The sequence below is a fragment of the Oceanidesulfovibrio marinus genome (assembly GCF_013085545.1).
GTDB classification, from domain to species: domain Bacteria; phylum Desulfobacterota; class Desulfovibrionia; order Desulfovibrionales; family Desulfovibrionaceae; genus Oceanidesulfovibrio; species Oceanidesulfovibrio marinus.
In genome coordinates this window covers 758893-771432 of sequence record NZ_CP039543.1, presented here as the reverse complement: position 1 = coordinate 771432, position 12540 = coordinate 758893, and the positions used below count along the sequence as shown (strand labels likewise).

Genomic DNA, 12540 nt, shown 5'->3' with positions numbered 1-12540 from the left:
GGGCTTGAAGATCAAACAGCGCAAACGCTCACGCGAAGAACGCGATCCGTTCAGCGTTGACGAACTCCACGCCATCTTTTCTGCTCCGATCTATACGGGGTGCCGGTCCGAACACTTTTGGTCTAAACCGGGCAAGCTGATCCTCAAGGACTCTGGCTATTACTGGGTGCCGATCATCAGCCTCTTCACAGGCGCTCGGCTAGGCGAGATCATCCAGCTTTATGTCGAAGATATCCGAGAAGAAAACGGCATCCTCTTCTTCGACATCAACGACACTGGCGAAGACAAGCGCCTCAAGACTGCCTACTCGAAACGCGCCATCCCAATACACCAAAGCCTCTTAGACATGGGCTTCATGAGTCTCGTCGAGAAACGTCGCAAGCAAGGCAAAGAGCGTCTTTTCCCAGACCTCCCCATGGGCGAGGACGGCTACTACTCATCGCCCTTCTCTAAGCGCTTCAGCCGGTTCCTGAGCACGGTCGGGGTCAAAAGCAAAAAGAACGCTTTCCATAGCTTCCGCCATTGTTTCGAAGACGCCTGTCGCGACTCGGACATCTCCAAAGAAATCATGGACGCGCTTCAGGGACACGGCGAGGAAGGCATGTCGGAGCGGTATGGGCGCGGCTACTTGCTCCAGAAGCTCAATGAGGCGATGCAGAGACTTCGATACAGGGGCCTTGCCCTGGACCACCTTCATCAGAATAACCGCTAGAAATTTTTTGGTACAAAAATGTGAGCGGTTCTTTCTATACGTCGCGTTGCCCATTCCCCCCGTGGGGGGCTTCCTGCATCGCCTAAGACACCGAAATGAACCCTGAGAATTTGGCGCGAACTACAGCTTGGAGCGTGCCGCTTTTGCTCATGTTGTTTTCGCTGATGCCCTCCCCCCACCTTGAACCATGGTACGTGCGCACCTTGCTGGCCAGGAGGGGAAGGCGATGTGCGGAGCATGGACGACGACACCCCGAAGGTGCGGCGCGGCAGGTGGGTATGATCGACCACGGGCACATGTCCATCTAGAGTGTACCCCATCCTTACACTCAGGGTACCCATGAAATGTGTTCGCCTAGAATCGAAATTAGGTTTTCTTGACGTTGTGTCCATGGTAGTCTATGGCTCTATCCGAACAGTACAGGCACGACCTACCCGGCCACACCACCAAGGAGACAGCCACCATGACGAATACGACCACACACAGCCAGCGAGAGAACGGCACCAACGGCGGGCAGCAGGTTGGATACCTACGGGTGAGCACGGTGGACCAGAACACCGGCAGGCAGCTTGAAGAGGTTACCCTGGATCGGCGGTTCGAGGATAAAGCCAGCGCCAAGGACACCAAGCGCCCCAGCTTGGAGGAGTGTCTGGCCTACCTGCGGAGCGGGGATACGCTGCATGTTCACTCCATCGACAGGCTTGCCCGGAACCTGTCAGACCTCCAGAAGATCGTGGATGACCTGACAAGCCGTGGCGTGACCGTCCAGTTCCACAAGGAGCGCTTGACCTTCACCGGGCAAGATAGCTCCATGCAGAAGCTCATGTTCCAGATGATGGGAGCCTTTGCCGAGTTCGAGCGGGCCTTGATCCGGGAGAGGCAGCGCGAAGGGATCGCGATAGCCAAAGCCAAGGGCAAGTACAAAGGCCGCAAGAAGGCGCTCACGAAGGAGCAGGTGGAGGAGATCAAAGCCAGGAAGAATCGCGGGGAACCCATGGCGAAGCTGGCGCGTGAGTATGGTGTGAGCCGGACCACGCTGTACGCTTCGCTGTGACGCTTCATCCTCGTGGATCATGTCGTCAACAAGGCGCTCTAGGCTTCTGGCCTGGGGCGCTTTTCTTTTGCTCGACCGAGGACAATGTTTCACGGAGATATTTCACAATGCGTCTGTTTGATCCGATGGCCCTCAAATAATACCAGCACCTTGTGACCAACACACATCCAGACGCCATAGATTGCTTCAGAAGCGCCGAAGGGTGTTTCATGACCGACGGCCTATCCCCATGGCGTTTCGTGCCGGAGAAAGGCGCACAGGGCGTCGTTCTGGGTGAGAGGTGGGAGGGTGGGGACTGAGGATCAATGACCACGAAAAGAGTGGGCACAATCTGCCTCCCCTGGGTAGATCATCCACCCCTTCCCGGACTTCAAGGGCAACCAAGTCCGCAAGGGCCTGGAAGAGGAGTTCGGCAAGATGGCCGTGGAGTCATTCCGCGAGGCCGGGCGCTACTTCAAGCTCAATATCCCCCTGGATGGGGAATACAAGATCGGCTCGAACTGGGCCGAGACGCACTAGGAGAGAACAGCATGGCCAGGACCAACACCATCACCACGCCCACCAAGAACTGCGTCACCGTGTCAGGCGACATGGAGTACGGCCAGATATGCCGCGTCATTGAGAGAGAGTCGCGCCACTTCGCCTGCTACATCATCAAAGACGATGACGATGAAGTCGTCGCGCTCGATAGTGGTGAGGTCATCTACGACGACACCCTCCAGGTCGAGGCCCTCCCGGCAGGCACCACCGTGACCATCACCGTTGGCTAGCTGCCAACAAGATATAGGAGAGAACTAATGAGCCTTATGGACTACAACATCGGCCCGACCACCCTTGGCGCAATCCAGCAGCACCACGACATCACCAAAGAGGACGTGGAAGTAACCATGCGCAAGCACCGCCCCTACCTCGATAAGAAGTTCCTGGAAATCACCAAGACCGAGTCTGGTCAGGAGATCATGAACTTCAAGTTCCCCATGCTCGAAGACAGCGAACACCCCAAGCGGAGGGTTCGTGTGATTCAGGATGAGAATGGGGAACCGTGGTTCGTGGCGAAGGATGTGTGCGTGATCCTCGGGATCGACACGAATAACATCCAACGGGACTTGGATGAAGACGAGCGAATGACCCTCAACAAGAGGGCCATTGGAATTAACGAGCGGGGAAATCAGGATATCCTCGTTATCAACGAAGCTGGTCTCTACTCCCTCATCCTCCGCTCCCGCAAGCCCGAGGCCAAACGGTTCAAGCGGTGGGTGACCCACGAAGTCCTCCCCACCATCCGCAAGACCGGCGGCTACATCCACGCCACCACGGAGATGTCCGACGCCGAGATCATGGCGCGGGCCATGAAGGTGGCCGACTCCACCCTGGAGCGTGTGCAGAAGGAGCGGGACAAAGCCCTCAAGGCCAACCTGGAGCTGGCCCGCCGGAACGTGAAGCTGTTCCACCAGAACGAGGCGATGACTGGCCCCACCGAGTTCTTCCATAACTACATGGACTCCACCGGAACCATGAACTTCACGGCGGTCGCCAAGGTGCTGGACATGAACGTCTCGGACCTGACCCGCCTGTTGCGGGAGCATGGGTTCCTCTACAAGTCCACCTACCCCAGCGGTCAGTACAAGAACCTCCCCATGAAGCACCTCCAGGACCGGGGGCTGTTCAAGGTATTGATCGCCGCCAACGCCGGGAATGGCTGGAGTGGCCATCAGACGCGGGTAGTCCGGAGGGCTGACTTTGGACGTCGAGTCCCCCAACCCCTCCGAATTATCCTTGCAGGACATTTCCTCATTCCATATCTTTCACCTTTCCCGCATGCGGGGTGGTTAGTTTATGGTTGAGCAAGAAAAGCTTATCTCACGAGAATAGATGATGAACAAACAAGAAGAGGACCTCCCCGACCCCCTTCGAGACCGCCCTTTCAATCCCTGGCGAGAACCAAAAACCGAGAAGGCCCAGGCGATTGTCCGCGACGTCGTCAATCAGCTCCAGGACTACGAAGTCCAATTCCAGCTCCGCCAACGGAAGCGCAGAAAAGCAGACCAGGAGACTTTCGAGGCTACCATCTCCGCTCTGGTCTGCGATCTGATTCACCACCACCTTACAGCCTCGGGCAACGGCGTTTTCATCACCCGTTCGCATGTCCAACTCGGGCAAGTGGGGCGCTACAAGCCTCGGGCGTTTTCAAAGACGTTGCCTGATATCTTGAACCGGCTGTCGAGTCCTGAACTGGCCTTCCTCGAACAGAAGATGGGCCATAAGGGCTTTTTCGGCCCGGCGAAAAAAACGACCATCCGCGCCGGTGGAAGTCTCATCATGCAAGTCCAGGAGCACGGAATCACGCTGGACGACCTCAAGCGCTCAGACAACGAAGAGGTCATCCACCTGAAGCGGACCAAAGACGGGTACTGGGATGAAGCATCACTCATCGACTACGAGGACACCCCCACGACCACCCTCTACCGGGAGCAGATGGGGAAGATAAACAGCTGGCTCGAACAGGCCGACCTGGAGTTCGACGAAAGCTGCCAGGACGAAGACTGCCCGGTTGATGTCACAGGCCGCCGCCTGCATCGTGTTTTCACCAGAGGGCGCTTTGATAGAGGGGGCCGCCTGTTTGGTGGCTTCTGGCTGGGGCTGAAGAAAACGCAGAGACGCAAAGGCCTGCTCATCAATGGCGAGGAGGCCGTGGAGTTGGACTTTTCCCAGATGGGGCCTCGGATCATCTATGGTTTGTGTGGGCGGCGGCTGCCCATGGACGATGCCTACATGATCCCTGGCTTTGAGGCGTACCGCCCTGGGATCAAAAAAGTCATGAACAGCATGTTCTTTGTGGAAGCTCCACTCACACGTATGCCCAGGGGTGTGAGGAAGGAGTTCGAGGATAATCACTCCATAGCCGAGGTGACGAATGCCATCGAATCCGCTCACCCCGCGATCAAGCAGACCTTTTATACCGGCATCGGCCATGAGGTTCAGTTCATCGAGAGTCAAATCCTTGTCGACATCCTCCTCTCCTTGATCGATCAAGACACCACCGCCTTGCCCATCCATGATGCAATCCTGGTTCCAGCATCACGGAAGGAGATATCGAAGAAGATCATGCTCTCGATCTTCTCCCGCCATGCTGGAGTAAAGGGCTTAATTAAGGAAGATGTTTGAGGGAATCCATCAATCAATCATGCCTAGGTAAACTATAAATCACCCCACTCTCCCTTAGAGGGACCCGTAAGCTATGACGAACTGGAACACGCGTAAGAAAAGGCATGACGAGGTAGTCGCCAACGCCAAACGACCGAACCACATGTACGGCTACTGCCGTGTTATGGGATGTAGCAAGCCAGCCAGAGCCGGAACATCGGACGGGCTGGACCAGCGCTTCTGCCGCGCCCATGCCGAGCACTACCAGCGCCATGGGAGCCCGTACAAGGGATCGTACACGGCCAAGCAGCTGAATCCATACCGCCAAGCCGCCCTGTTGTGGCTTCTGGACAATGAAAACCTGCCGTGGGTGGAGAATGCCATCCAGCGCGTAAAAGGCCTCTACCAGCAAGCTGGGCCGCATGTGGAGGCTTTCCGCTTACGTGGGCTGAAACCAAAGGAACGAGCCAAGGCAGCCATCGCCCGCCTCCGAAAGAAGGAAGTCGACCCGCGCGTGGTCATCGCGGCGTGGCTGGCCGTCGAGATGCTTGTCCTGGATGACCCGCAACCGGACTCAAAAATTGAGTACAAACGCGTCCAGGCCGCCAAGATCGTCCACCGCATGGCCTCAGGCTCACACAAGCGTTGGGAACGTGAGGTGCAACGCCGTGGCAACCTCGGACAGTCTACGCAAGTCGTGGTCGAGGAGATGCACGTCTACCCGCGAAGCCGTGGTCGCGTCCTGCGCCAACTGGGGGAGATGCTCGAATCAGCAGTGGAGTTGCTGGTCGATCACCACCTGGAGGAAGCTCATGCCTTTAAGCGTGGACGGGACAAGCTGGGGAAATACGAGGATAGGCCGTATCCAAAACGACTGGGTTGAAAGAAAGGAACGGTTTCCCTGAGAGACCTGAGACTGGTAGACGCGATAGCTTTATAGTCTAGTGATGGATTGACCCCGAGGAGGCAAGGAACGCGAAATAGCCGCGCAGGCCTTGCCAGTCAATGCAGTCGTCACTTTGGGATAAAATCAATCTTTGGTAGTCACGATAGACTTATAATCTTTTACACATCACCGAATAATCCATTCGCGGATCATCCCCGCGGGCGCGGGGAACACTTATCAAGTTTGCCGAGGCGCTGCCCGGAGGTCGGTTCATCCCCGCGGGCGCGGGGAACACACTGCCGGAGAAAACCACCTCGCCGGCCATACGCGGTTCATCCCCGCGGGCGCGGGGAACACTCGTAGAAATCGGCCGGGAAAAACGTGCAGAGCGGTTCATCCCCGCGGGCGCGGGGAACACGCAAACTCTAAATCTACTGGGTATGCTCACTACGGTTCATCCCCGCGGGCGCGGGGAACACAACTCCCGCGAGCCGCCCAGGTCCTGGAGCGTCGGTTCATCCCCGCGGGCGCGGGGAACACAACTCCCGCGAGCCGCCCAGGTCCTGGAGCGTCGGTTCATCCCCGCGGGCGCGGGGAACACAAAGGATTCCCAATCGAACATGGGCACCGGCGCGGTTCATCCCCGCGGGCGCGGGGAACACGGCTATGGCGCCGGGCGTTATTGGCATGATCGCGGTTCATCCCCGCGGGCGCGGGGAACACAGTCGTGGCAGGTTGGGGAAGGAAGGATAATCCGGTTCATCCCCGCGGGCGCGGGGAACACGACTGCCGGGGCCGGGACAATTTCGGCCGGCTCGGTTCATCCCCGCAGGCGCGGGGAACACTGGATGCGAACTGGCAAGGAGACCACTCCGAGCGGTTCATCCCCGCAGGCGCGGGGAACACTGTACCGCGTGCGCGAGTTGGCGGCGTATTTCCGGTTCATCCCCGCAGGCGCGGGGAACACCAGCACGGTGCGGTTGACGCCAAGCCGTGCGGCGGTTCATCCCCGCAGGCGCGGGGAACACTGCCATGACTCGATTTCGTACAATATTTCCATCGGTTCATCCCCGCAGGCGCGGGGAACACATTGAATGTGTAGCCGCTACTGACCAACGCGACGGTTCATCCCCGCAGGCGCGGGGAACACTGGCAGCTGGCCGCGGTGGGGCTATGAACGAACGGTTCATCCCCGCAGGCGCGGGGAACACTGCAATGACGATGCAATGATTTCGATATTTTGCGGTTCATCCCCGCAGGCGCGGGGAACACTTCATGTCCTCGACGGACTCAAACATCCAAACCGGTTCATCCCCGCAGGCGCGGGGAACACACGTGCGCGATGTTGCCGACGGTGACGATGAACGGTTCATCCCCGCAGGCGCGGGGAACACGCGATGAATGTACAGCATTTACAAGGTATAGGGCGGTTCATCCCCGCAGGCGCGGGGAACACGCTCCCTTGGCCGCCGGCGGCATCTTCGCCGTCGGTTCATCCCCGCAGGCGCGGGGAACACATCGCGGTGCCCAGATAACGGCTGGTCGGAGACGGTTCATCCCCGCAGGCGCGGGGAACACGAGGGCAGGGTGGGCGTCGAACTGGTGATCGCCGGTTCATCCCCGCAGGCGCGGGGAACACAACGCGCCCGCGCATGGAAATCTGACGGCGGCCGGTTCATCCCCGCAGGCGCGGGGAACACCGGCAATACCCAGCCATTGCTGTAAATCCACCCGGTTCATCCCCGCAGGCGCGGGGAACACGATGTTGCGCACGTTGACGAGCTGGAGCTGCACGGTTCATCCCCGCAGGCGCGGGGAACACACAAACCTCACGTGGTGTACACTGCTCCGGAGCGGTTCATCCCCGCAGGCGCGGGGAACACATGGCTCACCCCATCGGGCAGCACTGCGCATGCGGTTCATCCCCGCAGGCGCGGGGAACACGATCAACGGGGTTGGACGTCATCAGGCCAGCTCGGTTCATCCCCGCAGGCGCGGGGAACACGAGAAGCGTGTCCAGCGTGCTGGACGCCACATCGGTTCATCCCCGCAGGCGCGGGGAACACGATGGCGCTCATGATTCACCACCTCCCTGCAGCGGTTCATCCCCGCAGGCGCGGGGAACACGGGGAGAGCGGCGTTGGGTTCCCAATCCAGAGACGGTTCATCCCCGCAGGCGCGGGGAACACGTGGCCGCCGTGGTTCCATCCATAAACTCGACCGGTTCATCCCCGCAGGCGCGGGGAACACATTCTTCGCCCATTGCTCCATTGTCCCGTCGTCGGTTCATCCCCGCAGGCGCGGGGAACACACCCGAAGAAGGCGCGAAAAATCCAGATCACACGGTTCATCCCCGCAGGCGCGGGGAACACTGCAATCCACAGAAGCGCCTGAACAAGTTGTGCGGTTCATCCCCGCAGGCGCGGGGAACACAAAACATTAAGGCACCCCGCGTCCAAAACCACCGGTTCATCCCCGCAGGCGCGGGGAACACAGGTCCGCTACGCCGCGTCCCAGGATTCCCGCCGGTTCATCCCCGCAGGCGCGGGGAACACACCGCCAACGCGACTATGGGTGACGGCATCGCCGGTTCATCCCCGCAGGCGCGGGGAACACGGGAGTGAGGCGCTGGAGAAGTATACCAAGCAACGGTTCATCCCCGCAGGCGCGGGGAACACACCGCCAACGCGACTATGGGTGACGGCATCGCCGGTTCATCCCCGCAGGCGCGGGGAACACCTCCTTCGCCCAGTCGAGGCATTTGTTGTTGTCGGTTCATCCCCGCAGGCGCGGGGAACACAGGTCCCTGGAGTAGCCCAGCAACGCCAGCCCCGGTTCATCCCCGCAGGCGCGGGGAACACTCTTACGTCCAATACACCTTCACTATTCACCTTTCAAGGAACAGAATCAACGTACCAGAATCAATCAGTCGTTATCTGCCTGGCGTTCTTCCTGCCCGCCTTGCTCATCTTCACCAGGAAGAGGCAGGAAGCTCACCAAGCGCACACCATCCATCTCGCAGGGGATGCGACGATTTTCCCCAAGCGTCTCGAAGGAAAAGCCCCCCTCCTCTCGGCTGGCCCAGGCCATCACGGCGTTGCCTTCTTCCAGGTTGTCCGCCACCTGGCCCCAGATCATATCGCGGACCTTTTGCGAATAGTTTCCCACGAACACGCCGGCGCGGATTTCCAGCAGCCACACCGCAAGACGTCCGCGAAGCCGGGGCGGCGCGTTTTCAAGAACGATGACCATCATCGCCTATGCCCTCCTCGTCCCGGAACGCCGGCCCCACCGCATCCTCATAGGGGGGCGGGGGCTCCTTGTCGCCAGCGGCCAGGACTTCTTCGATGACCGGGATGATGCGCTTGAGCAGTTTCGAGGTGCGGAACACATCGCGACAGGCGCGCCGCACGCGTCCTTCCACATCGAACTCACCCTTGCTCACTTCCTTGAACGCAACCGGCACGACCGTTTCGAACTTGAAGAGGTCCGCGATGTCATACACGAAGGACAAGGGCTTGCCCGTGTGCAGAAAGCCTATGGCCGGAGCGTAGCCGGCGGCGAGTACTGCGGCTTCCGTCACGCCGTAGAGGCTGGCTGTGGCCGCGGAAAGCGCCTTGTTGACCGGATCGGCCGTGTCCCAGTTCTTTGGATCGTAGGCGCGCCGCTTCCACGTGACGCGATGCTGCTTGGCGAGCAGATCGTACATGCTGCGCACGCGGGCGCCCTCTATGCCGCGGAGCTGCTCCACGCTGCGCTTGTCCGGCGCGCTCTCATTGAAGCGCACGGCGAACATCTTCTTGACCACCTTGAGACGCGCCGCCGGGTCCAGGGCCAGGCTCGCCTGGTAGAGGAGCTTGTCGGATCGGGCTCCACCGGGCTGACCGGCGGCGTACATGCGCACCCCGCCTTCGCCTGTCCAGACCAGCAGCGTGCCCGAGCGTGCGGCCAGGGCCACAGCGGCGTGGGACACCCGGGTGCCGGGCTCCAGCATGATGCAGACAACGCCGCCCACCGGCACGTGGGTGCGTATACCTTCTTTGTCTATGGCCACAAAGGCGCCGTCCTTCACATCCAGGCGGCAGCGCTCCAGAAAGATGAGAGACAGACGCTCCTTCATGGGAATGGGCTTAAGGGGCGGCAGCATCAGGCCGCCCTCTTCACCGTGAGTAGTCCGCAGCCGTAGGCTTTGGCCGGGCCAATGCCGTGCATCAGAGCGTGGAGCAGCAGGTCCGGGTCGGTCACTATGGCGAAGCCTTTCATGTCGAGCACGGTAACGTACACGCGTCTGCCGGCTTTGGATTTGACAAAGCTTTCCCGCGTATAGCCGTCCACCAGGAAGCCATGCTCCTCCACCTCCAGGCCCAGCCGTTCCTGCCGGGCGGCGAGCCACTCGAAGCCGGTTTGCTGCGCAAGCGCCGTCCGTGTGGGCCATTCGTTTTGGGACACGCCCTGCTCCTCCAGCTTCTTGCGCGCGTCCTGGACCACGTCGTGGCGTATCTGCCTGCCGTTGGCATCCCTGGTCTTGCGCACGGGGTTGACGCGCAGGGCAAAGTAGAGGCGGTCCCCGGCGTGGAGCTTAGGCTCATACTCCTTGGTGCGGATAGACCAGACGCCGTCCGCGTCGTCCGGCTGGCGGGCCGAGACGGCAAGGAACTCGCTTTCCCCGGTCTGGCGATAGATGAAGTCGCGCGTACGGTCCGGATGGTCGCCAAAGGCCCGCCACAGCGCCTGGTGGGCGTCGTATACGCCGCACGTCACAGCCGTCCGGCAATCCATGGTCATCAGGCTCATGTACATTCTGATCCTCCTATCCTTCGTCCTGAGCGCCACCGGGCATGGCGATGCGGTACTCCGGCCGCAGACCGAACTGCCAGCGCGTGCGGCTCAAAGGTACGTCGCGGACCTCGGTCCGCTCCTGCCAGCCATCCAGAGGCTCGCTCGTGTAGACCTCGGCCGCCGGGGCGGCGTCCATGGCCTGGAGAACATCGCCATCCGGGTCATACGCGTCCAGGGCCTCCAGCGGGCCGTCGTGCTCCTGAACCAGGGGATGGAACGGCAGCGCGGGCGGGCAGCTCTTACGGCCCAGGCACGGCGTAAACACCGGTTTGCACAGGGCATGAGCCAGATCATTGAGAGAGTGTGGCGGATCGTCCACTCTGGGCCAGATGGTGACGACGAACAGCGTATCCACGAGGTACTCGCGGGTGGAGAGCAGTGTTCCGGGGTCTTCGTTTTTGGGAATCAGGCCGCCCACCTCGTCTGCGCGGGTGCGATAGGTGCGCTTGGCCAGGCGCTTGCCGCACTGGATGGTGTGGTAGTCGGCCATGCGCGCGCCCTTGGTCGCCGGCTGCACGGCCATGGCGTAGGCGCGGTCCAGCTCTGTGTGGCGTTCGTCCTCGTCCCTGCGGATGCCCAGGGCGCCGGCCAGCAGACCGAGCACGCCGGAGCGCGAGGGCCTGGGCAGGGAAGGCCGCACCTCCCCCACCGCCACCGCGCCCCAGGACTGCATGGGGCCGTATATCTGAAAGGTAAGATAGCGCTGCATGGTTACCCCCGCACGAACTCGCAGACCTGCTGCAGGGTTCCCTTGCTTTCAGCGCCACTCACGTCGAAGAAGACGTACGGCGTCTCGTCGCCGTAGACCTGCTCGAACTTGCTGCGCACCTGCATCAGAGCGTCCACGGCCTTTGCCAGAACATCTGCGGGCTTGTCGATTCCCTGGAGGAACGCGCTGGACAGGGTGCGGGGCTGGGCATCGCCTTTTTCCGCCAGGCAGAAGGAGGCGTTGGCGCGGGAGGCGAAGCTGTTCTGCTTGCCCGTGGGGCTCACGGTGCAGGCCGTGCGGACCAGGGCTTCCAGAGCGCGGGAAGCCGCGTCTTCATCATCGGCCAGATTCTCCACCAGCAGGTCGCGGTCGATGCAGACGTAGAGGTAGTAGAGGCCGGCGCCGAACTCGAACACGCCCATGTGGCCAGCGCCGGTTTCGTCGCGATTGAGGTCGTCCACGGCGGTGAAGAAGTCGTCCTCCTTGACCACCTTGTGCACGGTCATGGCATGGGCCACCTGCACGGCGGCTTCCACATTGAAAGGCTTGCTGGCGGCGAGCATACGGCCGAACATGGCGATATCCACCGCGCCGGGGCTGTTGCGCAAAAGGTCCAGCTCTTCGGCATCGGGCTTCTTGCCATCTGCGCGGCGCTCTTCCACGAGCTTGGCGATGGCCTCGATCTCGGCCGGGCCGAAGTGGGCAAGCTGCTCGATGTGCATCTCCTTCATCTTGGCCTTTTCGCTCACTTTCTCGGCATCGGCCGCGCCTTCCTGCGCTGCTTCCTGCTCGGCCTCTTTCTTGGCCTCCGTGGACTTGCGAAGCGCGCCGAACACGCCGGCCACGGCCTTGGCGATCTCCTCGGCCTTTTTCTCCGCCACCGTGGGCAGGCCTGCGGATGCCTTGCTGTCTTCAAGAATCGCCTGCAGGGTCGCGCCCTGAGTCAGCGCGCGGTACACGCACTCGCCCATGGACTTGGTGCGTGTGCCCATGGCGCCGTCAAAGGCCTGGCGGAAGACATCGGAGGTGCGCCAGGCGCGCTTGAGGCTCTGGGAGGAGACACGCAGCCGGGGCGTGTTGCCCACGATAACGCTCTTGGGCTGGCCCAGGTCGTCGCGGTTGAGGTTGGAGGCGGGGTAGCTGGTGAGGATATGCAGTTGGATGAAGCGGCTCATGGTCGTTCTCCTTGTGATTAT

The 12540-nt window shown here is 61.0% G+C and carries 11 protein-coding genes and 1 CRISPR repeat array; of the genes, 6 read left to right on the top strand and 5 right to left on the bottom strand.

The features are described 5' to 3' along the window. Positions 1–4: 4 nt before the first annotated feature. From E8L03_RS20865 to E8L03_RS03365, 6 genes are all read left to right on the top strand, one after another. On the top strand, positions 5–712 hold the full coding sequence (locus E8L03_RS20865; protein WP_216367938.1) for a site-specific integrase: 708 nt from the start codon (positions 5–7) through the stop codon (positions 710–712). Between the two features lie 463 nt (positions 713–1175). Then, positions 1176–1766, top strand: coding sequence for a recombinase family protein (locus E8L03_RS03385; protein ID WP_171266582.1), 591 nt, complete (start codon positions 1176–1178; stop codon positions 1764–1766). A 530-nt stretch (positions 1767–2296) separates the two neighbouring features. Next, positions 2297–2536, top strand: coding sequence for a hypothetical protein (locus E8L03_RS03380; RefSeq protein WP_171266581.1), 240 nt, complete (start codon positions 2297–2299; stop codon positions 2534–2536). A gap of 27 nt (positions 2537–2563) precedes the next feature. After that, complete coding sequence (locus E8L03_RS03375; RefSeq protein WP_171266580.1) at positions 2564–3610, top strand: BRO family protein; 1047 nt, start codon at positions 2564–2566, stop codon at positions 3608–3610. 28 nt (positions 3611–3638) lie between these two features. Continuing rightward, entirely contained in the window at positions 3639–4931 is a 1293-nt protein-coding gene (locus E8L03_RS03370; RefSeq protein ID WP_171266579.1) for a hypothetical protein, read from the top strand. Between the two features lie 73 nt (positions 4932–5004). Further along, positions 5005–5793, top strand: a complete 789-nt coding sequence (locus tag E8L03_RS03365; RefSeq protein WP_216367937.1) for a hypothetical protein — start codon at positions 5005–5007, stop codon at positions 5791–5793. A 208-nt stretch (positions 5794–6001) separates the two neighbouring features. Continuing rightward, a CRISPR array of direct repeats spans positions 6002–8657; the repeat unit is 29 nt; unit sequence CGGTTCATCCCCGCAGGCGCGGGGAACAC. Between the two features lie 64 nt (positions 8658–8721). Here the strand turns inward: E8L03_RS03365 and cas2e are convergent. Genes cas2e through cas7e form a run of 5 tightly spaced genes read right to left on the bottom strand, consistent with a single transcriptional unit; the run spans position 8722 to position 12519 of the window. After that, entirely contained in the window at positions 8722–9048 is a 327-nt protein-coding gene (cas2e, locus tag E8L03_RS03360) for a type I-E CRISPR-associated endoribonuclease Cas2e (RefSeq protein ID WP_280530785.1), read from the bottom strand. Further along, entirely contained in the window at positions 9032–9943 is a 912-nt protein-coding gene (gene cas1e, locus E8L03_RS03355; RefSeq protein ID WP_171266577.1) for a type I-E CRISPR-associated endonuclease Cas1e, read from the bottom strand. Before cas1e ends, cas2e begins: the two co-directional genes overlap by 17 nt. Further along, entirely contained in the window at positions 9943–10596 is a 654-nt protein-coding gene (gene cas6e, locus E8L03_RS03350) for a type I-E CRISPR-associated protein Cas6/Cse3/CasE (protein WP_171266576.1), read from the bottom strand. Before cas6e ends, cas1e begins: the two co-directional genes overlap by 1 nt. 10 nt (positions 10597–10606) lie before the next feature. Next, on the bottom strand, positions 10607–11344 hold the full coding sequence (gene cas5e / locus E8L03_RS03345; protein WP_171266575.1) for a type I-E CRISPR-associated protein Cas5/CasD: 738 nt from the start codon (positions 11342–11344) through the stop codon (positions 10607–10609). Positions 11345–11346: 2 nt separating this feature from the next. After that, positions 11347–12519 (bottom strand): type I-E CRISPR-associated protein Cas7/Cse4/CasC, encoded by a 1173-nt coding sequence (cas7e, locus tag E8L03_RS03340; protein WP_171266574.1) that lies wholly within the window; start codon positions 12517–12519, stop codon positions 11347–11349. Positions 12520–12540 lie beyond the last annotated feature (21 nt).